The sequence below is a fragment of the Acetobacter sp. P5B1 genome, assembly GCF_018811985.1.
Classification (GTDB): Bacteria; Pseudomonadota; Alphaproteobacteria; order Acetobacterales; family Acetobacteraceae; genus Acetobacter; species Acetobacter cerevisiae.
The window spans coordinates 256,976-283,419 of the sequence record NZ_JACRVS010000002.1 but is presented as its reverse complement, the minus strand read 5'-3'; the positions used below and the strand labels follow the sequence as shown (position 1 = coordinate 283,419).

Annotated in this window: 23 protein-coding genes and 1 tRNA gene; 17 read left to right on the top strand and 7 right to left on the bottom strand. The window is 57.3% G+C overall.

What is annotated here, in order from left to right; genetic code table 11:
* The 7 genes from cydC (at position 1) to glpK (ending at position 8,914) form a co-directional block, all read left to right on the top strand.
* A complete protein-coding gene (cydC, locus tag KP703_RS02690; RefSeq protein WP_215753723.1) occupies positions 1–1,695 on the top strand; it encodes a thiol reductant ABC exporter subunit CydC in 1,695 nt (564 codons plus the stop codon).
* A gap of 121 nt (positions 1,696–1,816) precedes the next feature.
* Positions 1,817–2,194 (top strand): OmpA family protein, encoded by a 378-nt coding sequence (locus tag KP703_RS02685; protein WP_062273749.1) that lies wholly within the window; start codon positions 1,817–1,819, stop codon positions 2,192–2,194.
* Between the two features lie 27 nt (positions 2,195–2,221).
* Positions 2,222–4,090 (top strand): DNA helicase RecQ, encoded by a 1,869-nt coding sequence (gene recQ, locus KP703_RS02680; protein WP_215753744.1) that lies wholly within the window; start codon positions 2,222–2,224, stop codon positions 4,088–4,090.
* Position 4,091: 1 nt separating this feature from the next.
* Positions 4,092–4,895: a DeoR/GlpR family DNA-binding transcription regulator gene (locus tag KP703_RS02675; protein ID WP_215753722.1), complete on the top strand. Its 804-nt coding sequence runs from the start codon at positions 4,092–4,094 to the stop codon at positions 4,893–4,895.
* Positions 4,896–4,989: 94 nt separating this feature from the next.
* Positions 4,990–6,510, top strand: coding sequence for a glycerol-3-phosphate dehydrogenase (gene glpD / locus KP703_RS02670; RefSeq protein ID WP_062140370.1), 1,521 nt, complete (start codon positions 4,990–4,992; stop codon positions 6,508–6,510).
* A 52-nt stretch (positions 6,511–6,562) separates the two neighbouring features.
* Positions 6,563–7,387, top strand: coding sequence for an MIP/aquaporin family protein (locus KP703_RS02665; protein WP_062273686.1), 825 nt, complete (start codon positions 6,563–6,565; stop codon positions 7,385–7,387).
* 27 nt (positions 7,388–7,414) lie between these two features.
* On the top strand, positions 7,415–8,914 hold the full coding sequence (glpK, locus tag KP703_RS02660; RefSeq protein WP_215753721.1) for a glycerol kinase GlpK: 1,500 nt from the start codon (positions 7,415–7,417) through the stop codon (positions 8,912–8,914).
* Positions 8,915–8,993: 79 nt separating this feature from the next.
* Here glpK and KP703_RS02655 read toward each other — a convergent pair whose 3' ends face one another.
* Complete coding sequence (locus KP703_RS02655; RefSeq protein ID WP_215753720.1) at positions 8,994–9,491, bottom strand: copper chaperone PCu(A)C; 498 nt, start codon at positions 9,489–9,491, stop codon at positions 8,994–8,996.
* 153 nt (positions 9,492–9,644) lie between these two features.
* On the opposite strand from KP703_RS02655, the gene nrdR reads away from it, so the two are divergent.
* From nrdR to thiL, 3 genes are read left to right on the top strand one after another with little or no spacing between them, the layout of a single operon-like run.
* The gene (gene nrdR, locus KP703_RS02650; protein WP_062140362.1) at positions 9,645–10,145 is read left to right on the top strand and encodes a transcriptional regulator NrdR; all 501 of its coding nucleotides are present in this window, start codon (positions 9,645–9,647) and stop codon (positions 10,143–10,145) included.
* A gap of 36 nt (positions 10,146–10,181) precedes the next feature.
* Entirely contained in the window at positions 10,182–10,715 is a 534-nt protein-coding gene (nusB, locus tag KP703_RS02645; protein ID WP_215753719.1) for a transcription antitermination factor NusB, read from the top strand.
* Complete coding sequence (gene thiL / locus KP703_RS02640) at positions 10,699–11,673, top strand: thiamine-phosphate kinase (protein ID WP_373687418.1); 975 nt, start codon at positions 10,699–10,701, stop codon at positions 11,671–11,673. The genes nusB and thiL overlap by 17 nt, the downstream gene beginning before the upstream one ends.
* A gap of 48 nt (positions 11,674–11,721) precedes the next feature.
* Here thiL and KP703_RS02635 read toward each other — a convergent pair whose 3' ends face one another.
* Positions 11,722–12,867, bottom strand: coding sequence for a hypothetical protein (locus KP703_RS02635; protein ID WP_062273696.1), 1,146 nt, complete (start codon positions 12,865–12,867; stop codon positions 11,722–11,724).
* Between the two features lie 73 nt (positions 12,868–12,940).
* Here KP703_RS02635 and KP703_RS02630 point away from each other — a divergent pair, with 73 nt between their 5' ends.
* The 5 genes from KP703_RS02630 (at position 12,941) to msrA (ending at position 19,177) form a co-directional block, all read left to right on the top strand.
* Positions 12,941–13,747, top strand: a complete 807-nt coding sequence (locus KP703_RS02630) for an SDR family NAD(P)-dependent oxidoreductase (RefSeq protein WP_373687417.1) — start codon at positions 12,941–12,943, stop codon at positions 13,745–13,747.
* A 203-nt stretch (positions 13,748–13,950) separates the two neighbouring features.
* A tRNA-Cys gene (locus KP703_RS02625) sits at positions 13,951–14,024 on the top strand.
* Between the two features lie 276 nt (positions 14,025–14,300).
* On the top strand, positions 14,301–15,734 hold the full coding sequence (locus tag KP703_RS02620) for a TolC family outer membrane protein (RefSeq protein ID WP_215753718.1): 1,434 nt from the start codon (positions 14,301–14,303) through the stop codon (positions 15,732–15,734).
* Between the two features lie 181 nt (positions 15,735–15,915).
* Complete coding sequence (locus KP703_RS02615) at positions 15,916–18,609, top strand: valine--tRNA ligase (RefSeq protein WP_215753717.1); 2,694 nt, start codon at positions 15,916–15,918, stop codon at positions 18,607–18,609.
* A 25-nt stretch (positions 18,610–18,634) separates the two neighbouring features.
* Positions 18,635–19,177 carry a peptide-methionine (S)-S-oxide reductase MsrA gene (msrA, locus tag KP703_RS02610; protein WP_215753716.1) on the top strand — a complete coding sequence of 181 codons (543 nt, stop codon included), beginning with the start codon at positions 18,635–18,637 and terminating at the stop codon, positions 19,175–19,177.
* A gap of 9 nt (positions 19,178–19,186) precedes the next feature.
* Here msrA and KP703_RS02605 read toward each other — a convergent pair whose 3' ends face one another.
* Genes KP703_RS02605 through KP703_RS02585 form a run of 5 tightly spaced genes read right to left on the bottom strand, consistent with a single transcriptional unit; the run spans position 19,187 to position 24,864 of the window.
* A complete protein-coding gene (locus KP703_RS02605; protein WP_215753715.1) occupies positions 19,187–20,545 on the bottom strand; it encodes a nitrate/sulfonate/bicarbonate ABC transporter ATP-binding protein in 1,359 nt (452 codons plus the stop codon).
* Positions 20,546–20,560: 15 nt separating this feature from the next.
* The gene (locus KP703_RS02600; RefSeq protein WP_215753714.1) at positions 20,561–22,321 is read right to left on the bottom strand and encodes an ABC transporter permease subunit; all 1,761 of its coding nucleotides are present in this window, start codon (positions 22,319–22,321) and stop codon (positions 20,561–20,563) included.
* On the bottom strand, positions 22,318–22,797 hold the full coding sequence (gene dut, locus KP703_RS02595) for a dUTP diphosphatase (RefSeq protein WP_062273754.1): 480 nt from the start codon (positions 22,795–22,797) through the stop codon (positions 22,318–22,320). The genes KP703_RS02600 and dut overlap by 4 nt, the downstream gene beginning before the upstream one ends.
* 24 nt (positions 22,798–22,821) lie before the next feature.
* Positions 22,822–24,072 carry a bifunctional phosphopantothenoylcysteine decarboxylase/phosphopantothenate--cysteine ligase CoaBC gene (gene coaBC, locus KP703_RS02590; protein WP_215753713.1) on the bottom strand — a complete coding sequence of 417 codons (1,251 nt, stop codon included), beginning with the start codon at positions 24,070–24,072 and terminating at the stop codon, positions 22,822–22,824.
* A 6-nt stretch (positions 24,073–24,078) separates the two neighbouring features.
* Complete coding sequence (locus tag KP703_RS02585) at positions 24,079–24,864, bottom strand: class I SAM-dependent methyltransferase (RefSeq protein WP_062140342.1); 786 nt, start codon at positions 24,862–24,864, stop codon at positions 24,079–24,081.
* A 29-nt stretch (positions 24,865–24,893) separates the two neighbouring features.
* Here KP703_RS02585 and mutM point away from each other — a divergent pair, with 29 nt between their 5' ends.
* Together mutM and rpsT are read left to right on the top strand one after the other, a co-directional pair.
* Positions 24,894–25,733, top strand: coding sequence for a bifunctional DNA-formamidopyrimidine glycosylase/DNA-(apurinic or apyrimidinic site) lyase (mutM, locus tag KP703_RS02580; protein WP_215753712.1), 840 nt, complete (start codon positions 24,894–24,896; stop codon positions 25,731–25,733).
* 133 nt (positions 25,734–25,866) lie between these two features.
* Positions 25,867–26,136, top strand: coding sequence for a 30S ribosomal protein S20 (gene rpsT / locus KP703_RS02575; protein ID WP_043552691.1), 270 nt, complete (start codon positions 25,867–25,869; stop codon positions 26,134–26,136).
* Positions 26,137–26,444: the final 308 nt, after the last annotated feature.

The following is a 26,444-nucleotide window of genomic DNA, read 5'->3' as shown; positions in this document are numbered from 1 at the left end:
ATGAAAATTTCAGACCAGACAGACGGCAGTACCCCGGCTTTGACGGACCGCCAGGCCATTTTGCGTATTCTGACCCTCTGGCATCGTCAGGCGCCCCGGCTGATTATTGGCGTCATGCTGGCGCTGATCGCCCTTTGCCTTGGGCTGGTGCTCATGCAGGCTTCCGGGCTTCGGCTGGCCAGCAGCGTGCTGGGGGAAGTGGTTATCACGACCGCGCTGTTGCGCTGGGTTGGTGGTGGGCGCGTTATTCTGCGGTATGCCGAGCGGCTTTTTGCGCATGATGCCATGTTCCGTGCGCTGGCTGATCTACGTGTCTGGTTTTTCCATTCTCTGGCGCAGGGTGCTGCTGCCGGGCTGGGGTTCCGGCGTGCGGGCGACATGCTCTCTCGCCTTGTGTCTGACATCGGCACACTGGATGGGCTGTATCTGCGTATTCTGGTGCCGTTTGCCTGCGCCTGCCTGACGCTGCCCATTCTGGTGATTCAGCTTGGGCGGCAGAGTGTCGTTCTGGGCGTACTCGTCGGTGTGCTGTTTGCCTGCTCTGCGTTCCTCGTGCCTTACCTGATTGCCAAATCTGGTCGGGCGGAAGGGGAGCGTCTGGGGAAAAACCTCGCAGCGTTGCGCATTGGTGTGCTTGATCTGGTGGGCGGCTTGCGGGAAATCCGTGCCTTTGGAGCAGAAGGACGCATTCTCTCCCATGTTCAGGCAGATGATGCTGCCCTGCTTGCTGGCCAGATGCGGCTGGCGCGTCGGGCGGCGTATGCCAATGCCTCTGCTTTTCTTTGTGGGCAGGCTGCAATCTTTCTGGTTCTGCTCGCTGCGGCCGGAGCGTTTTCCCTCCATATTTCTGCACTGGCTGCGGTTGGCATTCTGTTCCTGACCGTTGCTGCTTTTGAAAGTGCTGGGGCCCTGACACGAGCTGGTTTGCAGGCTGGTGTTATGGGGGCTGCGGCGCGGCGTGTGGTGGAGGTCGCCGCCAGCACGCCTAACGCCACACAACTCGCGACGCAGACCGATGCGCCGGAAGACACGCATATTCATCTGGAAGGCGTAAAATTCCGCTGGGCTCCTGATCGCCCGTTGGTGTTCGATGGGCTGACGCTGGATATCCCGGCAGGCGCACGGGTTGCCATTCTTGGTCCTTCAGGCGTCGGGAAATCGAGCCTTGCCGCACTGCTTCTTAAAGCCGCAGTGCCGGAAGCCGGAAGCATCACGCTGGGTGGAGAAGAGATTTCCCACATCAAGGCGGACTCCCTTCGTCGGCGTATGGCATGGTTGTCTCAGGCCACGCATCTGTTTGATGACAGCATTCGCGCCAACCTGCTGCTTGGCCGCCCGGACGCCACGGAAGACGATCTGTGGAAAGCACTGGAAGAAGCCGCTGTTGCAGACGTAGTGAAAACTCTGCCGGACGGACTGGATACCTGGCTGGGCGAAGGGGGCATCAAACTGTCTGGCGGGCAGGGGCGGCGTATCGCACTGGCCCGAACTTTGCTGACGCAGGCTCCCATTCTGATTCTGGATGAACCGGCTACCGGCCTTGATGCGCAAACCGAGCAGGACTTCCTGCGCACGCTTAATACCGTGACAGAAGGTCGCACCGTGATCCTGATTGCACATCGCCTGACTGGCGTGGAAACACTGGATCGGATCTGGCGTCTGTCCGGCGGGGTTGCAACGGCCGCCGCCGCCTGAGCAGCAGGCGGAGAAGCCTCCCTGGTCGCAAAGCGCGAAAAGAGTTGGCTTCCCGAAAGTTTTACAGGCAGATTTATAAAATTACTTTGAGCGTCTTTTTATCGTGTTGGGGATCTTCATCATGCGTCGTCTGCTGCCTCTTCTGGGCCTTTCCATTCTTGCTGCGTGCGCCTCCCAGCCCGCGCGTAAATATGTCGTCTTCTTTTCCAATCAGTCTGTGGAACTGAATGACACCGCCAGAAACGTGATTGCTGAAGCCGCGCGGAAGGCCGAGAGCCACCCCGGCAGCATTGTGCAGGTTGAAGGCTATGCCGCAGCCGGCGGGGACCTCTCCGCCGACGCTCTAATTGCCATTCAGCGCGCCAAACTCGTGGCAGCGACCCTGCATGAGGATGGTATCTCCGGAGACCGTATCCGCCAGACGCCGCGCGCTCCCACCAATGGCGAAGGCATGACTGTGGGCGCACGTCGTGTAGAAATTGAACTGGTGAATTCCTGATTTTCGATGACTGAGATACAAACCGACATGACACCTCCGGCTCCTGCTCTGCCGCGGGATGCCGGGGGGCGTGACCGGTTTGTGGGCACCAGCCCGAAAGACGTTCTGCACGCCGTTTTTGGCTTTCCCGATTTTCGGAGCCTGCAGGGGCAGGCGGTCGCGTGCATCATGGAAGGCCGGGACGCCCTTGTCCTGATGCCAACAGGCGGCGGTAAAAGCGTTTGCTATCAGGTTCCTTCCCTTTGCCGCCCCGGCATGGGGCTGGTCATCTCTCCCCTGATTGCCCTGATGGATGATCAGGTGGCCGGGCTACGACAACTCGGCATTAATGCCGCAGCACTCCATTCCGAACTGGAAGGAGATGAGGCCGCAAAAATCCGTTCAGATCTGGCAGCCGGGCGCGTTGACCTGCTGTATGTATCTCCCGAACGTCTGCTTTCCCCCGGCACGCTGGAACGGCTGACGCGGCAACCTATTTCCGTCATTGCAATTGACGAAGCCCATTGTATTTCTGCGTGGGGTCATGAGTTCCGCCCGGAATATCGCGCGCTGGCCTCGCTCCCCAAACATTTTCCCAATGTTCCGCGCATTGCGCTTACCGCGACCGCCGACGAACGCACGCGGGAAGATATTCTCACCGCGCTGGATATGCCGCACGCCGAGGTGCTGGTTTCCAGCTTCCATCGGTCCAACCTCAATATCGCGGCTCTCCCCAAAGCCTCTGAAATGCGGCAGCTTACCGCTGTTCTTGAGCGACATAGGGATGAGGCCTGTATTGTCTACTGCGGCAGTCGTGCCCGGACTGAGCGTATTGCCGCAGCCCTGCGGGACAAAGGCTGGACAGCACTCGCTTTTCACGCCGGTCTTTCCGCCATCGAGAAGCGAGCTGCCTTGCTGCGGTTCCGTTCAGGCGAGCCGATTGTGATTGTGGCAACGGTCGCGTTCGGAATGGGAATTGACCGGCCCGATGTGCGAGCGGTCATTCACCTCGACATGCCCGGCTCTCCGGAAGCCTATTATCAGCAGATCGGGCGGGCAGGGCGTGATGGCCTGCCGTCTGAAACCGTGCTGCTTTATGGTGGCGAGGATATGGCGCGCGCGCGCTACTGGCTGGACCAGTCCAGTGCACCTGACAGCGAAAAACGCATTATGCGCAGCCGTCTGGAAGCCATGATTGCTCTGACGGAAACGACCGGCTGCCGCACACGGGCCTTGTTGCATTGTTTTGGCGAAACGCTGGAAGGCCCATGCGGCCATTGCGATAACTGCCGTTATCCCGTTGTGACCTTTGACGGCACGGATGCCGCCAGAAAATTCCTGTCCACTGTCTATCGCACCGGGCAGAGATTTGGTGCGCTGCATATCATCGCCGTGCTGCGCGGCAAGCTGACGGATGCGGTGGAACGCAACCATCATGACACGCTGTCGGTCTGGGGCATTGGGAAAGATAAAAGCGAGCCGTTCTGGCGCGGAGTGGGGCGACAACTGATTGCGCGCGGTGCCTTGCGGAGCGAAGGGCAATATAGCGGCCTTGCTCTCAATCAGGAGGTCGCCCGGCCCATTCTGCGCGGGGAGGAATCTGTCAGTCTGCGGGCCGACGCTACGCAGGAGCTGGAAAAAGCGGCCAGCCGCACCCGCACTCCGGAAACGCTGGCAGAGCTGCCGGAAGAGAAGCAGGCTGTATTTGCCGCCCTCCGGAGCTGGCGGCTGGATGAGGCGCGGGAGCAGGAAATTCCGCCTTATGTGATCTTCCATGATTCCGCCTTGCGGGACATTGCGCTGGACATGCCGACCAGCCTTGCCGAACTCGGGGAAGTGAAGGGCGTTGGTCGTTCCAAGCTGGAGCGCTATGGGGAAGCCGTTCTGGCGGTTCTGAAGACCGCACAGGGAGTATAAAATGGCCTCCGTAGACGAAAGGCGCGCCCGTATCCTGCAATTTGTGCAGCAGCAGGGCTATGTGGCGAACGAGGATCTGGCGAAAGCCCTGCATGTCACGGTGCAGACTGTCCGGCGCGATGTGAACAGCATGGCGGCGGAAGGGGCTCTGGCGCGTCATCATGGGGGTGCCAGTGCACTCTCTTTTGCAGAAAATATTGCATATTGTGATCGTCAGATTCTCAATCTCTCACAGAAAGAGGCTATTGGAGAGCGCGCGGCGGCGGCGATCCCGGATGGAGCCTCTCTGTTTATCAATATCGGCACCACGACCGAGGCTTTCGCCCGCTCTCTACGGATGCACAGGGCCCTGCGCGTCATCACCAACAACATTCATGTCGCGAGCTTGCTGACGCCGGCCCCTGAATGCAATGTTGTGATTGCGGGTGGTACGGTCAGGCTGCGGGATGGAGGCATTGTCGGCCCGGCTGCTGCGGCCATGATTGAGCAGTATCGGGCTGATTTTGGCGTTATTGGCATTAGCGGCATTGATGAAGACGGTACGCTGCTGGACTTTGATGTGGATGAAATTACCGCAGCACAGGCCATCATCCGAAACTCACGCACCGTCTTTCTGCTGGCTGATCACACAAAGTTCAGACGGCGCCCCATGGCCCGTGTGGGGCACATTTCCGAAGTCAGCGCGTTCTATACAGATCAGGCACCGCCTGAGGGTATCCGCGGCATCCTAAAAGAGACAGGCGTCTGTCTGCATATCGCAAACGAAAGCCAATTTTCGGAAAAGAAAACAAAAAAGGATTTCTAAGCCGGTTTACGTCACATTAAAGCCATTGTTTTTGGCTTACATTTTCGGATACGAATAAGGCCAGTGTCCCGTTTTGGTGTAATTGGAAGAAAAAATGTCAGATTCCGCTCCTTCTCCTGCACAGCCCTATGATCTTCTGATTGTTGGTGGCGGCGTTAACGGCGCGGGTATTGCGCGTGATGCTGTTGGGCGCGGGGCCTCGGTTCTGCTTGTCGAACAGGATGATCTGGCAAGCTATACCTCTTCCGCCAGCACCAAATTGATTCACGGTGGCCTGCGGTATCTGGAATATTATGAATTCCGTCTGGTGCGTGAAGCGCTGACAGAACGTGAGCGTCTGCTGGCCATGGCGCCGCACATTATGTGGCCGATGCGTTTCGTGCTGCCGCATTCCAAACTGGTGCGCCCGGCGTGGATGCTCAAGGCAGGGCTGTTCCTGTACGATCATCTGGCGTCCAACATGACGCTGCCCAAGTCCCGCGCCGTTGATTTCCGCACACATTCTTCAGGCCGTCCGCTCAAGCCTGAATACACCAAAGGCTTCGTGTATTCAGATGGGTGGGTGCAGGATAGCCGACTGGTGGTGCTGAATGCGCTGGATGCCGCTGAACGTGGCGCTGAGATCCGCACCCGCACCCGTCTGATCAAGGCGGACCGGGTCAATGGCGTCTGGGAAGCCGTTCTGGAAGATCGTGCCACCGGCAAGACCAGCACGGTGCGCGCCCGTGCGCTGGTTAATGCCGCTGGCCCGTGGGTTGCCAAACTGCTCTCTGAAACCCTGAAGATCCCTAACTCCAAGTCCGTGCGGCTGGTCAAGGGCAGTCACATTATTGTCCCGCGCGTTTTTGAAGGGCCGCAGGCGTACATCTTCCAGAACCCGGACAAGCGTATCGTGTTCGCCATCCCGTATGAGCAGAATTATACGCTGATCGGCACCACGGATATCCCGTGGAAAGAAGCGCCCGGCACCGTCGGCATTGCGCCGGACGAAGTGACCTATCTGTGTGAAAGCGTGAATCGCTATTTCCAGACGCAGGTCAAAGAAAGCGACGTGGTCTGGAGCTATGCTGGCCTGCGTCCGCTGTATGACGATGCCTCTGCCAATGCGTCCGCCGTTACACGGGATTATGTGCTGGATCTGGACACCACAGACGGCGCCCCGCTGCTCTCCATCTTTGGTGGCAAGATCACCACCTACCGCAAGCTGGCCGAGCATGCTCTGGAAAAACTGGCTCCGGTGCTGCCGGTCGTTGCCGGCGCAAGCTGGACTGCCAGCGAAGTGCTTCCGGGCGGCGATATTGGGGAAGGCGGCTTTGCGGGTGCTCTGGCACGCCTGCGTCGTGCGGCTCCCTGGCTGCCGGAACAGCTTGCATGGCGGCTGATGCGCAATTATGGAAGCCGGGCCTATGAGATTATCGGTGAGGCTGCCTCCATGCAGGACATGGGCGAACTTCTGGGTGGGGATTTGACCACGCGTGAAGTCGATTACCTCATCGGCAAGGAATGGGCCCGCGCACCGGAAGATGTTCTGTGGCGCCGTAGCAAAATGGGCCTGCATCTGAACGAGGCTGAAAAGAACGCGGTTGCAGACTATGTAAAGAAGAAGGTAGCCTGATTTTTTAATCCCAAGCCATCTCTTTCCAAATAAAAAATAAAAAGAGGAAAGTATGACAACCACCCAACGCGCCTTGATTGGCGAACTGATCGCTGAATGCATTGCGGTCTTTATTATTATTGTTTTTGGGGATTCCGTAGCAGCGATGTATGCGCTCTACGACCCCAGCCCCTATAAAATGGCGTATTGGGGCGTCTGCATTGTCTGGGGACTGGGCGTGACGATCGCCATTTACGTCACGGGCGCAGTCTCCGGCACGCACGCCAACCCTGCGGTGACACTGGCGCTGGCCTGTTACCGTGGTTTTTCATGGAAAAAAGTTGTGCCCTATTGGGCAGCGCAGGTTGTCGGCGGCTTTCTGGGCGCGGTGATTGTCTACACGCTCTTCTCGCCCGTCATCGCGCATTATGCCGCCGTTAACCATCTGGACTGGCGGCATGACGGAGCGGCGGCTGGCGTCTTCTTTACCCATCCGGGCGATTTCATCACCCCGATGCATGCATTTGTGGATGAAACCATCCTGACAGCCATGCTGCTTCTGGGGATTTTCGCGGTAACGTGTGAATACAACACGCAGGCTCCGCAGGCGAACTCGGGCGCTCTGATTATCGGCCTGCTTGTGGCAACAATCGGCGCTTCCGCTGGCTATCTGGAAGCGTGGGCCATCAATCCGGCACGTGATTTCGGGCCGCGTCTGTTCTGTTATTTTGCCGGGTGGGGGGAAGCAGCTTTCCCGTCTCCTGGAAATTACTGGTGGGTGCCGGTTGCCGGACCGCTTCTGGGCGGTGTAGTGGGGGCCGGGTTCTATCAGGGGGTTGTAAAACCCTTCATGCCAGCGATCGTTCGGGCCCGGCAGCCTGACGTTGCTCAAGATTAATTGCTCCAGCCATAAGGATAACGTGCGATGAGCAAGCAAGATTACGTATTGGCGATTGATCAGGGCACGACCTCTACGCGCAGTATTGTGTTCGATCGGAATGCCCAGGAAATTTCAAGCGCCCGTCAGGAGTTTGCTCAGCACTATCCTGAACCTGGCTGGGTAGAACATTGCCCCGAAGATATCTGGAACGACGCGAAAGCGACAGCCACCGCAGCGCTGGAAAAAGCCGGTGGTACCAACCGCATTGCCGGGATTGGCATCACCAACCAGCGTGAAACCATTGTTGTATGGGAACGCGCAACCGGTAAGCCGATCCATCGCGCCATTGTCTGGCAGGATCGTCGCACGGCAGCCGTGTGCCAGAAATTGCGGGATGAAGGGGCTGAGGCTCTTGTGCGTGAGCGCACCGGACTGCTGCTGGACCCCTATTTTTCCGCCACCAAACTGGCCTGGCTGCTTGATAATGTATCCGGCGCACGGGCCAGAGCAGAAAAGGGCGAGCTGGCGTTCGGCACTATTGATTCCTTCCTGCTCTGGCGTCTGACCGGCGGCAAGGTGCATGCAACGGATATTACCAATGCGGCCCGGACCCTGCTGTTCGATATCCACACGCAGAAGTGGGACGATGATCTGCTGCGTCTGTTCCGTATTCCGGCCGCTCTGCTGCCGCAAGTGAAGGACAACAGCACCATTTTTGGTGAGACAGATCCGGCTCTGTTTGGCCGCGCCATTCCGATTGCCGGCATGGCAGGGGACCAGCAGGCTGCTGTGGTCGGTCAGGCGTGTTTTGCTCAGGGCATGGCCAAAGCCACCTATGGCACAGGCTGCTTTGTGTTGCTGAATACGGGTGAAAAGCCAGTCACCTCCAAAAACCGAATGCTGACGACCATTGCTTACCGCATCAACGGCAAGACGTCTTACGCGCTGGAAGGCTCCATCTTTGTGGCTGGTGCCGCTATCAAATGGCTGCGTGATGGCCTGCATCTGATTACGCATGCGTCGCAGACAGACGATATGGCAACGCGCGTCCCGCACAGCCACGGCGTATACATGGTACCGGGGTTTGTGGGGCTTGGTGCGCCGCACTGGGACCCGGATGCCCGTGGCCTGATCTGCGGCCTGACGCTTGATGCAACTGCCGCCCATATTGCGCGTGCCGCTCTGGAATCTGTTGCCTATCAGACTCTGGATCTGGTCACAGCCATGACGCAGGACGGAGCAGGCACAACTGAGGCTCTGCGCGTTGATGGCGGCATGGCTGCGAATGACTGGTTCTGTCAGTTCCTAGCCGACATGCTGCAGGTCAATGTTGAGCGTCCGAGCAACATTGAGACTACGGCTCTGGGCGCAGGGTTCCTGGCCGGGCTGGCAACTGGTGTCTGGGAAAATGAGAAGACGCTGGCGTCTGAATGGGCCCGTGGCGCACTCTTCAAGCCTTCCATGGCGAATGAACAGCGTAAGACCATGATTGCTGGCTGGCATCAGGCCGTGAAACGGACCCTGACAAACCCGACCTCAGTGTAACCTCTCTAAGTCGCTCTCTTTTCCTCCCGGCGTAATCCTCATCACGAGGACATAACCGGGAGGAAAAGAAATCCTGCCTTCAGGGCGTTGGCTCAGCCTGATCCAGCTTAATTGTCACGCTTTTGGATGAACCACCCAGAAAGCTGAAGGTAAAGGAAACGTCCTGTCCCGGCTGGACAGAGGCGTCCGGATCCAGACACAGCAGATGATACCCCCCGCGTGGAAACACGAGGGTTGTATGGGCGGGTAAGGAAAGATGCGTAAACAGGGACAAAGTGCCCGGCGTGCTTTCCTGATCAGAATGGTGCCCGACCAGCGTCCGGCATGCTGAAGACCGGACATCGGTCATCAGATGTGCGTTGCCGCCATTATTCGCGATTGTAAAATAAACACCTGCCATGCGGTTTTCACCCTTGATGAACTGCATGCGGGTGTTGGTAATGGTGATGTCGTTCTGGGCGTTATCCTGGCCAGGCAGAGATTTGTCGGGGTCCCGATCTTCCGCCATAACGGGAGCGGAGAGGGCCAGACCAGCCAGCATTGCAGCGACACAGCCAGCACGAAAACGCATTTTCATCGTAACTCCAGTTTTTAATAGCCCGTGACCGGTATAAACTGGTGGGGCAAAAGAATTTTATTGCGGCCACTATACCGCAATGTCGCGCCAGAAGGCCAAGCTTGAAAAAGCACCGGCCCTTTCGGTGCCAGAGTGAGAAAGGCTCACGTCACGATGCGTTGCCCTTTTTGTGGGAACCCGGATAGTCAGGTCAAGGACAGTCGTCCCAATGAGGAAGGCTCGGCCATTCGCCGGCGCAGAGCCTGTCTGTCCTGCGGCCAGCGTTTTACAACAGTCGAACGCGTACAGCTGCGCGATCTGATTGTCGTCAAGGCTGATGGACGCCGCGCGCCGTTTGAGCGGGAGAAAATTACCCGCTCGATCCGGATCGCTCTGCGCAAGCGCCCTGTGTCGGAAAGCAGAATCGAACAGATCGTCACAGGGCTGGTGCGTCAACTCGAAGCCACCGGGGAAACCGAAGTGCCTTCAGCGCGTATCGGGGAACTGGCCATGGATGGGCTGAGAGAGGTTGATACCGTCGGATATGTCCGCTTTGCCAGTGTGTACAGAGACTTCACGGAAGGCCGGGATTTTTCGGAAATTTTGACGTCAATGGACTCGTTAGAACCTGATTCGCAGGAAAAGACTGGACCTCGTGGCATAAAGAAGCCATGAAACCCCGCTCCCTCATACGGGTAGCAGGAGATAGGGATGACAGAGCTGCAGGACCATTCAGAACTCAAAGGCGCGCAACGGCCCCGCACCGCTGCCCGCGTTGCCGCCATTCAGGCTCTTTTTCAGATTGAGCAGAATGAAGATCGCCCGGAAAGCGTCATTCAGCAGTTTCAGGTGCATCGTTTTGGCACCACACTAGACAATGCGTCTTATGACGAAGGGTGCATTCCTGAGGCCGACACGCAGCTTTTCTGCGCCATTGTCCGGCAGGGCGTCGCGGAACGCGGCGTTATTCTGGAGCAGCTGACGCAGACACTCCCCGCAACCTGGCCGGTGGCGCGTCTGGACCCGGTTCTGCGCGCTCTGTTTCAGGCCGCTCTGGGTGAAGCGCTTGAATCCAGTGTGCCGGCGCGCGTGCTGATTAACGAATATATCGACATCGCACACGGTTTCTTCTCGGGTGATGAACCCAAGCTGGTCAATGGGGTGCTCGACACCATCATGAAAAGACTGGCAAACGGCACGACGGAAGAAAAAGAAGACGAAGAAGAAGGTGGTCCCGCTGACTGATCTGCCGCAGGAATTCAGCTTCATCCATCGGCACTTTTCCGAGCTTGCAGGCCCGGCAGCGCTGGGCCTGAAGGATGATGCTGCCGTTTTTACACCGCCTGCAGACAGAGACCTCGTCATTGCTGCTGATGCCATGGTGGAAAACGTTCATTTCCTGCCAGACGATCCTCCTGAAACCATCGGGCGCAAGCTCCTCCGCTGTAATCTATCCGACCTTGCAGCCATGGGCGCGACGCCCGAAGGGTGGTTGCTCACACTGGCCCGGCCTCCGGGTCTGGACGATGCATGGTTTACAGCCTTCTGCAGCGGCCTGAAGGCCGACCAGAAGCATTTTGGCCTCAGCCTGCTGGGAGGGGACACAACCTCCACGCAGGGGCCTCTCGTCCTTTCTCTGACCATTCTGGGTTCGGTTCTTCGCGGGCAGGCTATCCGGCGCGTCGGCGCGCGGGCTGGTGATGGCCTTTGGGTGACCGGCACGATTGGTGACGGCGCTCTGGGTCTGCGTGCTCTGCAAGGGCTCCTGCCTGACCCATCCAGCCACTTAAGCAACCGCTACAGGCTCCCACAGCCCCGTATAGGCCTGCCTCTCTACGGCCAGGCCTCCGCAGCCATGGATGTCTCTGACGGCCTCCTGCAGGACGCAGGCCACCTTGCGCGTGAGAATGAACTGGCCGTGACCCTCAGCGCCGATGCCGTTCCACTATCCGATGCGGCCCGAGCCTGTGGCCCGGACTGGCTGGATGTGTGCCTCACGGGTGGGGATGATTACGAGATTCTGTTTGCGGTTCCACCTGCGCACGAATCCGCGCTCATGCGGGCAGGGGTGCTAGAAACCCTTCACGGGCCTGTTGCGGTGACCCGCATTGGCTACTTTCATGAAGGAAAAATGGGCGTGCAGGTCCTTGACGCCGAGGGCCAGCCCATGCCGTTCACCAAAGGTGGCTGGAGCCATCTTTAGGGGACCAGGTCAGGCTGAAAAGAGAAGTTTCAGCCTGACCTAAGCGCATCAGGAAAGCAGCTTTTCGTACATGCGGTGGCGCTTGTAGGGAACAGGCACAATGCGCTCGATCAGGTTGCGGATGGGCATGTTGGTTTCCAGCACCCAGCCAAGCTCAATCGTACGATAAGGAAGATCGCGACCTCGCTTCATCAGCTCATCAATCAGCAGCCCGGGAATAATGGCGCTGAGAGCCGTACCAGCCAGCTTTTTCTTCACGCCCAGCAAAATCACGCGCGCAGAATAGAAATCGTGCGCAATCAGACGCGATGCCAGTTTGACCCACCCAAGCGGGGAAGGCGCGCCGCCAACATCGCCATTCAGGTCAAAAATATTCGGGATGACCAGCGCAATTGCGACCGGCTCCCCTTTAAATTCGACCAGAACATACTGCTCCGGCCGCAAGACAGGTTTTAACGCTTTGAGCAGAGAGCGAATTTCAATTTCTGTAATGGGGACATTGCCCCACGTGCCTTCCCATGCGTCGTTATAAATCGACCGCAGGATGTCCGCGTCTTCATCAATATGGTCTTTACGCAGCCCACGCACCGTGATGCCGCCCAGTCGCTGTCGCAGATTGGCGGGAATCCGGTTGGCCTGCTCGGCTGCGGGGCTGGTTTCCATCCTGTAGGACAGCAGATCCATCGCCTTGGAGAAGCCGGCCTGCTCAATGGCTGGCCCAAGCGTGGCCGGGTGCCAGCCTGTGCCAATCATGGGAGGCTCCATTTGCCCCTCAATCATGGTGCCCGATTCACCGTGATAATTCAGGGTCCACGGCCCTCTGATCCGTTCAATGCCCTGCGCCTTGAGCCAGCCTGTCGCGGCATCCAGCAGGGGCTTGACGCAGTCGGTGTCCAAGGCATCCAGAGCGCCAAAAAACCCCGTTCTGGGGCCGGGCTGCTCAAGAGCAAGTGTATCAATCTGAGCGGATATTCGCCCGATGGGCTTCCCATCACGCCAGGCCAGAAAGTAACATGCTGTGCCATGGCTGAAGAACGGCGACCGGCGCGGATGGAGCATATCGCGCTGCTCCATGTCCAGAGGTGGGACATAGCTGGGCTGGTCGTTGTAAAGAAGGCGCGGAAGCTTGATGAAGAGCGAAAGCTGACGAGCGCCCGAGACGGCGGAAACGACGATCTGGTTCGGGGTAGTCATCGGTACTCCATCAAACTGGGCCTGGAAACCGCAAGGTGATGCATCATTCCGACGGAATGGAAAAGGGGGAAGTGTGAACAAGGTCTCAACCAGCAGGCACGAACTCCGGTCTGTGCTGATTACAGGAGCCACTGGCGGCATCGGTATGGAACTGGCAAAACGCTACGCGAAACCCGGTCGCGTGCTCATGCTCTGGGGCCGCAATAAAGAGCGGCTGGACGCAATTGCCAAGCTATGCTGCGCCCGTGGAGCTGAGGTTTTTCCTCGTCAGATTGATCTTTCCAATGGTGAAGCCGCTCTTGCCGCCCTCCGGGAAGATCAGGAGCGCTCTGGGCTGGATCTGGTCATCCTCGGGGCAGGGTTGTCCGATATTAAATCCCCCGATCAACAGACAGAAGATCCTGCGGGCGTTCTGAAGCTCGCGCTGGTCAATTATGCAACGCCGGTAACGCTTGCGACGGCTGCCGCACAAAGCATGCTCCGCCAGGGTTACGGAAAAATTGTTCTGATTGGTTCGGTTGCCGGGTTCTATGAGCTCCCGTTCGCGGCATCCTATAGCAGCTCCAAGGCTGGCCTTGCCTGCTTTGCTCAGGCTGCCGATCTGGCCTGGCGCCCGAAAAATATTCAGTTAACCCTTGTGATACCGGGTTTTGTCGACACCCCGATGAGTCAGCGACTGGAAGGGCCGCGTCCATTTCTTGTTTCCGCAGGAAGTGCAGCCCACAAGATCATGAAAGCAGTAAAGAACGGGCAGGCAGAACTGATTTTCCCCTGGCAGTTTCGGGTTCTTCGCGTTGCCGAGCGCCTGCTGCCAGTTTTTTTGCGCAAGCATATTCTGCAAAGCCTTGATGTGGGGCAGAAAGAGCACGCGGGGGGATAATGCCCCGCATTTGAAGCGGGTTTATCTCTGCGCCGGTATCAGACACCCTTCACAAGATTACCCGCAAGCATATGATCTCTCACAGGGTTGAAAAACGATAAGAGGCAACAGCTTATCTCCCTACACCTAGGCGTTTTGAAAATCCTGCACGCAATGGCTTGACCAAAGCTGCGTTAAGAGAGATAAGGCCCTCACACCACACCGGTCCGGTGGCAGAATGGTGATGCAGCGGACTGCAAATCCGCGTACGTGGGTTCGATTCCCGCCCGGACCTCCAGTTTTAGTTAAGCTAAAACTTGAAAAGTGGATTTCTCTGAATTTTATGAATAGACACCTCTCAGGAAGCGCACGTGTAAAGCTGTGCATAGAGAGATGGCTATTGATTTGTAATCGCAGGCCAATTTTATCTTTGCAATTGCGCTTATCAACTCAATAAAATCCTGCATTTTGCCATCATTCAGTTTTTCGGATGATAAAAGATAGAAATATGCCTTTCATCGTGGCATGAAGTGGCAACTATTTATTTGTGCTCTAATTCAGGCAGGAGAAACAAATGCGGCGTATTTACGGGGTCGGGATGGGCATGGCGGCCATGCTTTGCAGTTCCACTGCGTGGGCCCAGAAGTATGACGGGAGTGGTTCACCCACCTTTATTCCGCATACACTGCAGGAAGCTCTTGCTTCAGCCTACCTGACCAATCCTACGCTGCAGCAGGCACGTGCAACTCTACGCGCAACAGATGAGCAGGTTCCTACAGCACTTGCGGGCTGGCGTCCGACCGTGACAGGAACTGTGGGATTGACCTATTATAAGGGAACAAACGATTATCAGGGCTCGGCAGATCAGCCTGGCTATCTACGGATTTATGATACACCAGGCTATACAGCTGGCCTGACAATTCAGCAGCCAATTTATAGCGGGGGCAAAACGACCGCCTCCACGCATCAGGCTGTCAATAAAGTCATGGCGGCTCGCGCCAATCTGATTTCAGTTGAGCAGCAGGTCTTTAAAAATGTTGTGAATGCTTATGTGAGCGTTATCGAAGATGAGCAGCTTCTGCAGCTCAACATCAATAACGAACGCGTACTGCAGCAACAGCTGCGCGCCACTAATGAACGCTTCAAAGTCGGCGAAATTACCCGGACAGACGTCGCTCAGGCCGAATCTGCTTACGCCTCAGCAAAAGCTACGCGCCAGCAGTCCGAAGGCACCCTTCAGACGGCACAAGCCACCTACATGCAGATTGTAGGGATGGCTCCTCCGCCCAACCTGGTCCCTCCTCAGCCTTTGGTGCTGCCCGTTAAAAACGAACAGACTGCGGCAGCCATGGCGGTCAAGAATAATCCTGACGTGATTAATGCTCTTTTTACCGAATCATCGCAGAAAGATGCAGTCGCTGTCGCAATGGCAGCTATCATGCCCAAAATTTCGGCAACAGCGGCTTACAGCAGGCAGATTAACCAGAGCCTCAATCATCAAATTGATGAAAATAAATATGCCATGCTGAATTTCAATATTCCTGTTTATCAGGGTGGCTCAGAATACGCTGCTGTTCGGCAGGCCAAGCAGCAGGCGCAGGCAGCGCACCGTGAAGTGGATATTCAGCGCAGGACAGCCGCGCAGGATGCTGTTTCAAACTGGCAGAAACTGGTTTCCTATCAGGCGGCTATCTCAAGCAACCGCGCTGCCATTAAAGCGGGCACCGTTGCGCTTGATGGTGTCGAACGACAGGCTATTGTCGGCACCAGCACAACGCTGGAAGTTTTGCAGCAGCAGGAAACACTGCTTCAGGCGCAGGTCGCGCTGGTACAGAGCCTGAGCAATATGGTCCTTGCGTCCTACAATGTCGCATCCGCCATCGGCCGCCTGACAGCCGCTGATCTGCAATTGAGCGTCCCGCTCTATGACGACAAAGCATATTACAAAGCCGTAAAAGACCGTCTGTGGGGGCTGAACGACTATGCTGTGAATCAGCCTGGTCGCTAAAAACTCAGGTCGGTTGTCATCAACAATGGCTCGGTCTCTGCTCTGGCAGTCCTGATTTTTGTCGCTTACGATGAAAAGCAGGCGTGTCAGATGTTTCCTGTGGGGAAAGCTGAGACTATAACTCTCCAAAGGCGGGGGCATGAGATGCCTTCCGCCTTTTTATGTTTTCTGGTTGGATATCATGCTGAACAAGACTTTTGAGCCTGCTGAGACAGAGAAAAAACTTTACGAGCTGTGGGAGAGCGAAAAGGCATTTTCGGCTAACCCGCAGAGCGGCAAGAAGTCGTTCACCATCATGATCCCGCCCCCGAATGTGACCGGCACCCTGCACATGGGGCATGCCCTGACCATGACCTTGCAGGACACGCTGGTCCGCTGGAAGCGGATGCAGGGGTTTGACACCCTGTGGCAGCCCGGCACCGACCATGCTGGCATTGCCACGCAGATGGTTGTCGAGCGGGCTCTGGCCGCCGAAAACACCACCCGGCAGGACTTGGGTCGCGAGGCCTTCGTGCAGCGGGTCTGGAAATGGAAAGAAGAGTCTGGCGGCGGCATTACCCGCCAGCTCCGCCGGCTGGGGGCTTCGCTGGACTGGCCGCGTGAGCGCTTCACCATGGACGAAGGTCTGTCCCGTGCGGTCAAAGAGGTGTTTGTCACCCTCTACAAGGAAGGGCTGATTTACCGGGACCGCCGTCTGGTCAACTGGGACCCTATGTTCCGGTCCGCTATTTCTGACCTTGAAGTGGAAAGCAAGGACGTCGCCGGTAAGCTCTGGTACATCCGCTACCCGGTGGAGGGCAAACCGGGCGAAACCATTACTGTCGCCACCACCCGGCCTGAAACCATGCTGGGCGACGTGGCTGTTGCTGTGCATCCGGAAGACGAGCGTTATGCAGCGCTGGTCGGCCAGTCCGTTCGCCTCCCGCTGACAGGACGCCTGATCCCCATCGTGGCCGATCTGCATTCCGACCCTGAAAAGGGCACCGGTGCAGTGAAGATTACCCCGGCGCATGACTTTAACGATTTTGAGGTCGGTCGGCGGCATGATCTGCCCATGCTTTCCATTCTGGATGAGCAGGCCCGCGTGGTTCTGGACGAAATTGAAGACGAACTGAGCAGCGTTGACGGTCTTGCTGACCCGGCTTTTGTGAGAAGTCTGGCAGGTGTTTCCCGTGAGGAAGCCCGCAAGAGCATTGTCGCGGAGCTGGAAAGACTGGAATGGCTCGAGAAAATTGAACCGCATCGCCATCAGGTTCCCCACGCAGAGCGGGGCGGCGCGGTTATTGAGCCACGCCTGACCACGCAGTGGTATTGCGATGCCGGCAAGCTGGCTGGACCTGCCATTGAGGCCGTCACCAGCGGTAAAATTTCCTTTGTGCCCAAACAGTGGGAAAACACGTTTTTTGCGTGGATGCGGGACATCCAGCCCTGGTGTATTTCCCGTCAGCTCTGGTGGGGGCATCGCATCCCGGCTTGGTATGGCCCGGACGGCCACGTATTTGTAGCGCATGATGAAGCTGACGCTCAGAAGCAGGCCGATGCCCATTATGGCACAACTGAAACACTGTCTCAGGACGAAGACGTTCTGGATACGTGGTTCTCATCAGGCCTCTGGCCATTTTCCACGCTGGGCTGGCCGGACAAGACACCGGAACTGGCGCGCTATTACCCGACTGACGTGCTGGTAACCGGCTTTGACATCATTTTCTTCTGGGTCGCCCGGATGATCATGATGGGCGAACACTTCATGCATGATGTGCCGTTCCGCGACATTTTCATTCACGGTCTGGTGCGTGATGAACGCGGTCAGAAAATGTCCAAGAGTAAGGGCAACGGGATTGATCCGCTTGAGCTGATTGATGCCTACGGCGCGGATGCGATGCGCTTCACCATTTGCGCCCTGACAGGCATTGGTCGTGATGTGAAGCTGGGCCGGAAAAAGGTTGAAGATTACCGCGCCTTTGTCACCAAAATCTGGAACGCTGCCCGCTTTTGTGAAATGAACGGCGTGAAGGCACAGGACGAGTTTGACCCACAGAGCGTGACATCCCCGCTCGGCAAGTGGATTATTGCAGAAGCCTCCACGGCTATTCAGGATGCCACTAAAGCTCTGGAAGCCTATCGCTTCGATGAATACGCGCTGAGCTGCTATCGCTTTGTCTGGAACCGCTTCTGTGACTGGTTCCTTGAATTCGCAAAGCCTGTTTTTGCGTCCGATGATGCTGCCGAAGCCGCTGAAATCCGCGCTGTTGCCGCGTATGTTCTGGGGATCATTCTGCGGCTGTTGCAGCCTGTCATGCCGTTTGTCACAGATGAACTCTGGACCGAATTCGGCTTTGGTAAGCAGGGGAGCCTGATTTCTGAGGCATGGCCGGAGCCGGTTGTTCTGACAGGAGCAGAAGCAGCGCAGGCGGAATGTGATCACATCATTCGGCTGATTTCTGAAATCCGGACGGTCCGTGCGGAAATGAATGTGCCACCTGCACAGAAGGCCCCGGTCTTCCTGCAGGATGCTGCTCCGGAAACCGTGGAGCGGGCTGAACGCTGGCAGGAAGCCATTGGCCGCATGGCGCGCGTTTCTCACGTTGCTCCACAGCAGGGTGACGTGCCGCGTGGTTCTGCTCAGACTGTGGTCGATGAAGCGACGCTGATTATTCCGCTGGAAGGGCTGATTGATATCACCGCCGAGCAGGAGCGCCTGAAGAAGGAACTCGCCAAGGCAGACGATGAAATCGCCAAGACCGAGAAAAAACTCGGGAACGAAAATTTCGTCTCACGCGCTAAACCTGAAATCGTTCAGGAAATGCGGGATCGTCTGGAAGCCCAGCAGGGTGAAAGTGTTCGCCTGAAAGCGGCACTCGCCCGCATCGCCTGATGCCAAACACTGTGAAGGAATGAACATGTCCCAGTCTATCGTTCTTGGCGGCGGATGCTTCTGGTGCATGGAAGCTGTTTTTCGGGACATGGCGGGGATTCTCTCCATCGCCCCCGGTTACGCTGGCGGCCATAAGAAAGAGCCCACCTATAAGGAGGTTTGCACTGGCACGACCGGTCATGCGGAAGTCATTCGGCTGGAGTTCGACCCGAGCGTGATCGGATATGAGGATGTGCTGAGAATTTTCTTCACACTCCACAATCCCACCACACTGAACCGGCAGGGGGACGATATTGGCACCCAATATCGCTCCGCCATTTTTTATGCGGATGACGTGCAGAAAAATGCCGCATTGACCGTTAAGGCGGAAATTGAAAAGGCCAGTCTCTGGGACGCGCCAATTGTCACGGAGATTGTCCCGCTAGAGACCTTCTGGCCAGCTGAAGCCATGCATTTCGATTACTATGAGCGCAACCCGACCACGGGCTATTGTCAGGCCGTAATTGCGCCCAAGGTTGCCAAGGCACGCAAACTCTACGCATCGCGCTTCAAACGCGCAGACGTCTGACCCGCTGACTTACTCAGAGATCGCTTCTTCCAAATAGAAGCGATCTCCTTCTTCATCAAAATCAAACAATTCAGCAAAGCGGGTCCAGCCTATAACCGTCTGGAGCGTCTGGCGGGCATAGTCGGGTGACATCGCCTCTTCCAGAGCATCCCGAAAGCGATCAGCATTTGCGCTATGGGATGGACGCTCATCCAGTACGGTGCAGATCATTTTAACCAGTGGAACATGATGCAGCAGCGCATGGCTCATAATGGCTTTGCGCTCATCAAGGTCACTTAGCACAAAATGCACGCCTTCATTGGTGAGCAGGATGTCACCATCCTCCAGTTCCGCCAGGCCTAGCAACTCAAGGGATTCGCCTAACGGAAACAGGTCATCCAGTTCCAGTTGCAGCTTTTCCGCCAGCATGGGCAGATCTGCCCGGCCGTTGAGGGGCGGGGCCGCCAGCGCTTCCATCATCCCGATCATCATCGTGATGGACACCATCGGCAAAGCCATCAGGGACGGCGTGGCCTGAACAGCCTGCTTTACGCCTACAGCCAGATCGGCCTCGGAAATAATGGGGGCGCGTTGCGTCATCAGTGCATAAATATGGTCCACAAACTGGCGAAAGGCTGGATCTTCCCGGTCGCGCGGGTGCGCAAACGGCACCGTCAGGGCATGGGCAATACGACCCGGATTGGAAGAGAAAATCATGATCCGGTCACAGATCAGAACGGCCTCTTCAATATTGTGCGTCACCACCAGCATGGCCTGAACGGGCAGTTTTTTTTCTGACCACAGCTCGACCAGATCTGTCCGAAGATTTTCAGCTGTCAGCACATCCAGAGCGGAAAACGGCTCGTCCATCAGGAGCAGGTCAGGCTGCACGACCAGTGCGCGGGCCAGCCCCACACGCTGCTGCATGCCGCCAGAAAGCTCTTTGGGCCATGCGTTCTCGTAGCCGCCAAGGCCAATCAGATCGATGGCGTTTTCCACCCGCCTGTCGCGCTCTTCGCCCGTAATGCCCTTGGCTTCCAGCCCGAGTGCGACATTTTCTTCCACCGTCATCCACGGGAAGAGCGCAAAGGACTGAAAGACCATGGCAACGCCATCCGCCGGCCCTTTCAGGGCGTCCCCTTTCCAGAGCACCTCACCGGATGAAGGGGAAAGCAGCCCAGCCAAAATCCTCAGGAATGTCGATTTTCCAGAACCCGACCGGCCCAGCAGGCCAACAATCTCTCCCGCATTAAGAGTCAGATTGACATCATCCAGAACCAGCAGATCAACCGCACTGTCTTTATGGTAGGACTGACTGACATGCCGTGCCTCAACCAGCGCTGTGGCGTGTCCGTCTGTCTGGTTGTCGACGAGGGAAAGGGACGTCATGGTTCGGTCCTGTTGTCAGGTCAGTTTCAGGCGGCGGTGAGCGTAATCAGAAAGAGGACGCCAGACCAGCCAGTTGAGGATGAGCACAAACAGCGCCATCACGACAACACCCAGCGCAACCTCACTGATGTCGCCCTCGGTCGTGGCCTGCGCAATATAAGCCCCAAGGCCGTGCGCTTTCAGCGTCACATTTCCCCATTGCGCCACTTCTGAGGCAATAGCAGCATTCCATGCGCCACCCGAGGCCGCCAGAGCCCCCGTCAGATAATAAGGCGTGATGCCGGGCAAAATGATTTTCCGCCACCAGAGCAGGCCTTTGACCTCAAAATTTTCCCCGACTTCCAACAGATTGGGCGGGAAAGATGAGGTGCCGCCGATGACGTTGAACAGAATGTACCATTGCGCTCCCAGCATCATCAAAGGGGTAAGCCAGATATCCGGCGCCAGATGAAAATAAATGATGCCCCCCACAAAAATGGGGAAAAACAGGTTGGCAGGGAATGCTGCGCAGTATTGCACAATCAGCTGCGCCCGATGCGCCCGCGCGGGCTTGAGTCCCAGCCAGACACCCACCGGCACCCAAATAAGTGAGGCCAGACAAAGCATGCTGACAACACGCAAAAGCGTATAAAACCCCAGTACGACAACGTGCCCAATTTGTCCAAGCGTATAGGCGGAGCTGCCGTAAACCCACGCCTGTTCCAGCGCACACAAAAAGATCAGCCCCAGCGCACCCCACCACAGGCCATCTGAGAGCCGTTTTGAAACGGTCGTCTGAGACGACTGAAACCGTTCCTGTCTGCGGCCCAAAGGGAGGGAGCCGATCTTGCGCATAAAAGACAGGAACAGATTGATACTGGCCCGCAGGACACGGCTGCGACGCAGCAGACGAAGCACCCACGGCTCTGCCAGAACTTCATCCTGCACCGTTGTTTCCAGCCGGAACCGTGAAGCCCAGACGGTGAGGGGGCGAAACAGGACCTGATCATACGCCAGAATAATCACCATCATAGCGAGGATGGCTGCCAGCACAGCGCCTATATTTTGCTGGCTGATGGCAACGCCAACATAGGACCCGATACCCGGCAGGGCGATCTGAGTGTTGCCGACGGTAAGCGTTTCTGAATAGACCACCATGAACCAGCCGCCCGCCATGGACATCATGGAATTCCACACGAGCGAGGGAATGGAGCAGGGCACTTCCAGCCGCCAGAATTTTTGCCAGGCGGTCAACCCGAAGCCTCTTGCGGCTTCTTCAAGTTCTGTCGGGACGCTCCGCAAAGACTGATACATCCCAAAGGCCATATTCCACGCCTGAGAGGTGAAAATGGTGAAAATGGCGGCCAGTTCGGCCCCCAGCACCTGTCCCGGAAAGAGCCCCAGAAAGAAGGTTACCGTAAAGCTCAGAAAGCCCAGAATGGGAATGGACTGGAGGATATCCAGCAAGGGCACCAGAATTTGCGCGGCCCGGCGGCTTTTGGCGGCCAGTGTTGCGTAAAAAAAGGTGAAAACAAGGGAGAGCCCGAGAGCTGCGAACATCCGCAGAGTGGTCCGCAGGGCGTAGCCGGGAAGATACAGGATATCGAGATGGATCGGACCCTGAGCCGGCGCGGCGAGGAGGGGTGCCAGCATGTGGCGCACACTATTGCCAGCCAGAACAGCCAGCCCCACCACGCAAATCAGAAGAAAGGCATCTGCCGTATTCAGGTGGCGCAACGGCAGACGCGTCGAGGGGTTTTGAGAAGAAAGAGAAAAATCTGGTCGCGCTGCCGTCATGGCAGACCGGTTCCCGTACTACCAAAGCCCCCTGTGCCTCGGGCTGTTGCGTCCAGACTGTCACATTCGGCCCAGGAGACGCGCTCAACCGGCGCAATAACAGCCTGAGCAATGCGCATGCCGTGCTCAACGGTAAAGGGCTGATCTCCTGCATTCAGAACAATGACCCCGACTTCGCCGCGATAATCTTCATCAATGGTACCGGGGGAGTTGGGCAGAATAATCCCGTGCTTCAAGGCCAGACCAGAGCGGGGGCGGACCTGCAATTCGTATCCGGGGGGCAGAGCGATGCACAGCCCCGTCGGGATAACCGTGCGGCCACCGGGCTGGAGCGTGACTGGTTCCGGCACAGCTGCCAGAAGATCCATCCCGGCTGCACCTGCTGTAGCATAAGACGGCAGTGGCAGATCCTGCCCGTGGGGCAGGCGCTGCACCCGCACTGTCAGGCCGGTGTTCCGGGATTCAGTTGCAGGCATCAGGCACTCCATATCTCATAATTCTTATAACGACTTGTGAGGCTTTAAAAACCAGTCTGCAAGAGTTGTGGCAAGCCTGCGGGCCACTTCTTCCTTACTCAGGCGAGGCCAGTGCTCCACCTTATCCTGCGTGATGAGGATGACCTGATTTTCGGACCCACCCATAACATCTGAACCTGCCCCAACATTGTTGGCAACAATCCAGTCACATCCCTTTCGCGCCAGCTTGGCGCGGGCATGGGCTTCTACCGTCTCGGTCTCAGCAGCAAAACCGATAACAAGGCGTGGGCGGGAAGGGGACTGCTCTGAAAGCTCTGCGAGAATGTCCGGGTTCGGCAGCAAGGCCAGTGGTGGGGGCAGATCATCCTTGCCCGTTTTTTTGATTTTCTGATCCTGCACATGCGCAGGTCGCCAGTCCGCAACGGCAGCCGTGCAGATGGCGGCATCAAACGACGTGTTTTTTGCGGCCTTAAGAGCCAGATCACGCATCTGGCGGGCTGTCTCGCAAAAGGACACAGTAACCCCTGCCGGGGGACGCAAGACTGTCGGCCCGCTGATAAGCGTCACCTCAGCACCCAGATCTGCCAGAGCTTCGGCAAGCGCATAGCCCTGCTTGCCGGAAGAGCGATTGGCGAGATACCGCACAGGGTCCAGCGGCTCATGGGTCGGACCTGCCGTTACAAGGCAATTTTTGCCCGCCAAAGGGCCGATGCGCCGACTCTGGCGTCGGAAAAACGCCAGAACAGCATCCCGCACATCCGCAGGTTCCACCATCCGTCCGGGACCATATTCCCCACAGGCCATCTCACCGGCAACGGGCCCGAGAAAGGTCACGCCACGTTGCCTGAGTGTTTGAATGTTGGCCTGCGTGGCGGGATGGTCCCACATCCGCACATTCATGCCCGGTGCCACCATGACGGGGGTGTCCGTCGCCAGCAGCACTGTGCTGGCCAGATCATCCGCCAGACCGCCTGCCATGCGCGCAAGCAGATTGGCGGATGCAGGGCACACAACAATCAGATCAGCCGAGCGGGAAAGGGCGATATGCCCCATTTCCTGCTCAGCCGTGAGGGAAAACAGATCCGTATGAACAGGCTGACCGCTGAGCGCCTGCAACGTCAGCGGTGTAACAAACTGACTGCCCCCCTGCGTGAGCACGCATCGCACCTGTATACCATCAGCCCGCAGCGACCGGATAAGTTCCGGCGCTTTGAAAGCGGCAATACTTCCGCTGACAATCAGCAGAACAGAGCGTGGGGTGAGGGACGCCGTCATGCAGGATCAGAGACGCCAGCCAGAGTGAATGGCTGCAATCCCGCCAGACAGAGACTGATACCGCACGTGAGACAGGCCTGCCTCACGGAACATTTCTGCCAGCGTTTCCTGATCCGGGAAGGTGCGGATGCTTTCTGCCAGATACTGATAGCTTTCCCGATCACCCGCCACCATGCTGCCCATGGTCGGCAGAACCTTGAAGGACCAGGCATCATAAATCGGCGCCAGAGCGGCAACCTGCACGCGAGAGAATTCAAGGCACATGAAACGGCCGCCGGGACGCAGGACGCGGCGCGCTTCCCGAATCACCGCATTCTTGTCGGTGCAGTTTCTCAGGCCAAACGCGATGGACACACGGTCAACCGACATATCTTTAAGGGGAATGGCTTCAGCATCCACCACCGCAAAGGAGAGGTCGGATACAAAACCCCGGCTCAGCGCACGGTCACGCCCGACAGAGAGCATGCTGGCGTTGATGTCGGTCATGATGGTGGGGCCGCCGCCACCCTGCAGCCAGCCAAAGCTGATGTCACCCGTGCCGCCTGCCAGATCCAGCAGGGACAGCCCGGGCTGAGGCCCGAGTTCCGTGACAAAAATACGTTTCCAGACCCGGTGAATCCCCAGAGACATCAGATCATTCATGACATCATACTTGCCCGCAACGCTGTCAAATACAGCGCGGACGAGGGGTTTCTTCTCTTCCTTCCGGACGGAACGGAAGCCGAAATCGGTTTCTTCCGCCTGCGGCGCAGCGGAAGATGAGGGGGAGGGCGCAAAGCTATTGTCGGTCATGGTGTTACCCTATACCCTGCTTTGCACTCATGCCGGAACTCCCTGAAGTCGAAACCGTGATGCGTGGTATGCAGATCGCTCTGCAAGGCCACAAAATCAGCGATGTCATTCTCCGCCGCCCGGATCTGCGATGGCAGATTCCTGCCGATTTTCGTGCTTCCGTCGCCGGACAGACCGTCACTGGCTTCCGCCGCCGTGGGAAATATATTCTCATGCGGCTGTCGAATAATCTTTCCGTCGTGCTGCATCTGGGCATGTCGGGACGCATTATTCTCGATTCTCCGACCACTCCCGCGCTGCATGAACACGTCACCTTCATCACGGCGCATGGACGGCGCTGCGGGTTTGTTGACCCACGCCGCTTCGGGATGCTGGACCTCGTGCCCACCGGGCAGGAAGAGCGGTATAAATTTCTCGCCAGCATGGGGCCGGAACCGCTGGAGCCCGCGTTTACGGGGGCTGTGCTTCAGGTAGCCTTTAAGGGCCGAAAATCTCCGATCAAAACGGCGCTCCTGGACCAGAAAGTCGTCTCGGGTCTGGGTAATATTTATGTCTGCGAAGCGCTGTATCGCACGGGCATTCATCCTCAGACTGCCGCAGGCTCCCTGAAACCTCAGGAAACAAAGCAGCTGGTTCAGGCCATTAAGGATGTTCTGAATGAAGCGATTGCCGCAGGTGGCTCAAGCCTGAAAGATTATGTGCGCCCGGAAGGCGGTCTGGGCTATTTTCAGCATGCCTGGCGCGTTTATGGGCGCAAAGGACAACCGTGCCCGGACTGCCCCGGACCGCCAGCCTGTGCTGGGGTCGAGCAGATCACACAAGCCGGTCGCTCTACCTTTTTCTGCCCCTTACGGCAGAAAATAAGGTAAAATTACCTCTATAATGAGGGAAGCGGCTTGACTGTGGATACCGCTGTGGATTACAGCACCGCTACATCTTTGCAGCCACCCTGGCATTGCCGGGCTGCTACCATTTCTTTTGTGCTGGATAAAATAGAAACTCATGGCGAATATCGCTTCAGCGCGTAAGCGCATCCGGCAGACCGCAAAGCGGACTGCTCGTAACACAGCCCGCAAGTCTCGCATGCGCACCTTTATCAAGAAGGTCGAAACTGCAATTGCTGCTGGCAACCATGACGAAGCTCGTGAAGCTCTGCGCGTTGCTCAGCCGGAACTGCAGCGCGGCGTGATCAAAGGCGTTGTGCATGCAAACACCATTGCACGCAAAATTTCCCGCCTGTCTGCTCGTGTGAAGTCTCTGGCAACCGCCTGAGACCTTCAGGCTGCATCAGCAGCCTTTAGACGCATGCGTTTTGTAAAGCCGAATCATCCTGGGGTGGTTCGGCTTTACTTTTGTGTAGCCCTCGGCATGGCATGGCAGAGATGAGGGCAAGAGCACAGAGATTTTCATTGCTCCTCCCTCGGTCGTGCTTTAATTCTGGCAGCTAGTCTCCACCCTTGGGAGAGCGTCTTTTTCGCGCTCCTGTGCCGCATTTCATAGCGGCAGTGTAGGCCCGCCGGAAGCCCGGCTGCCTGGTGGCCGTGCAAGCGGCCCCCTTATCGAAAATCACGCGCGGCTGG

Excerpts from the sequence above, each read along its gene's own strand:
- cydC (WP_215753723.1), top strand. The coding sequence starts at position 1 with ATGAAAATTTCAGACCAGACAGACGGCAGTACCCCGGCTTTGACGGAC.
- KP703_RS02685 (WP_062273749.1), top strand. The coding sequence starts at position 1,817 with ATGCGTCGTCTGCTGCCTCTTCTGGGCCTTTCCATTCTTGCTGCGTGC.
- recQ (WP_215753744.1), top strand. The coding sequence starts at position 2,222 with ATGACACCTCCGGCTCCTGCTCTGCCGCGGGATGCCGGGGGGCGTGAC.
- KP703_RS02675 (WP_215753722.1), top strand. The coding sequence starts at position 4,092 with ATGGCCTCCGTAGACGAAAGGCGCGCCCGTATCCTGCAATTTGTGCAG.
- glpD (WP_062140370.1), top strand. The coding sequence starts at position 4,990 with ATGTCAGATTCCGCTCCTTCTCCTGCACAGCCCTATGATCTTCTGATT.
- KP703_RS02665 (WP_062273686.1), top strand. The coding sequence starts at position 6,563 with ATGACAACCACCCAACGCGCCTTGATTGGCGAACTGATCGCTGAATGC.
- glpK (WP_215753721.1), top strand. The coding sequence starts at position 7,415 with ATGAGCAAGCAAGATTACGTATTGGCGATTGATCAGGGCACGACCTCT.
- KP703_RS02655 (WP_215753720.1), bottom strand. The coding sequence starts at position 9,491 with ATGAAAATGCGTTTTCGTGCTGGCTGTGTCGCTGCAATGCTGGCTGGT.
- nrdR (WP_062140362.1), top strand. The coding sequence starts at position 9,645 with ATGCGTTGCCCTTTTTGTGGGAACCCGGATAGTCAGGTCAAGGACAGT.
- nusB (WP_215753719.1), top strand. The coding sequence starts at position 10,182 with ATGACAGAGCTGCAGGACCATTCAGAACTCAAAGGCGCGCAACGGCCC.
- KP703_RS02635 (WP_062273696.1), bottom strand. The coding sequence starts at position 12,867 with ATGACTACCCCGAACCAGATCGTCGTTTCCGCCGTCTCGGGCGCTCGT.
- KP703_RS02620 (WP_215753718.1), top strand. The coding sequence starts at position 14,301 with ATGCGGCGTATTTACGGGGTCGGGATGGGCATGGCGGCCATGCTTTGC.
- KP703_RS02615 (WP_215753717.1), top strand. The coding sequence starts at position 15,916 with ATGCTGAACAAGACTTTTGAGCCTGCTGAGACAGAGAAAAAACTTTAC.
- msrA (WP_215753716.1), top strand. The coding sequence starts at position 18,635 with ATGTCCCAGTCTATCGTTCTTGGCGGCGGATGCTTCTGGTGCATGGAA.
- KP703_RS02605 (WP_215753715.1), bottom strand. The coding sequence starts at position 20,545 with ATGACGTCCCTTTCCCTCGTCGACAACCAGACAGACGGACACGCCACA.
- KP703_RS02600 (WP_215753714.1), bottom strand. The coding sequence starts at position 22,321 with ATGACGGCAGCGCGACCAGATTTTTCTCTTTCTTCTCAAAACCCCTCG.
- dut (WP_062273754.1), bottom strand. The coding sequence starts at position 22,797 with ATGCCTGCAACTGAATCCCGGAACACCGGCCTGACAGTGCGGGTGCAG.
- coaBC (WP_215753713.1), bottom strand. The coding sequence starts at position 24,072 with ATGACGGCGTCCCTCACCCCACGCTCTGTTCTGCTGATTGTCAGCGGA.
- KP703_RS02585 (WP_062140342.1), bottom strand. The coding sequence starts at position 24,864 with ATGACCGACAATAGCTTTGCGCCCTCCCCCTCATCTTCCGCTGCGCCG.
- mutM (WP_215753712.1), top strand. The coding sequence starts at position 24,894 with ATGCCGGAACTCCCTGAAGTCGAAACCGTGATGCGTGGTATGCAGATC.
- rpsT (WP_043552691.1), top strand. The coding sequence starts at position 25,867 with ATGGCGAATATCGCTTCAGCGCGTAAGCGCATCCGGCAGACCGCAAAG.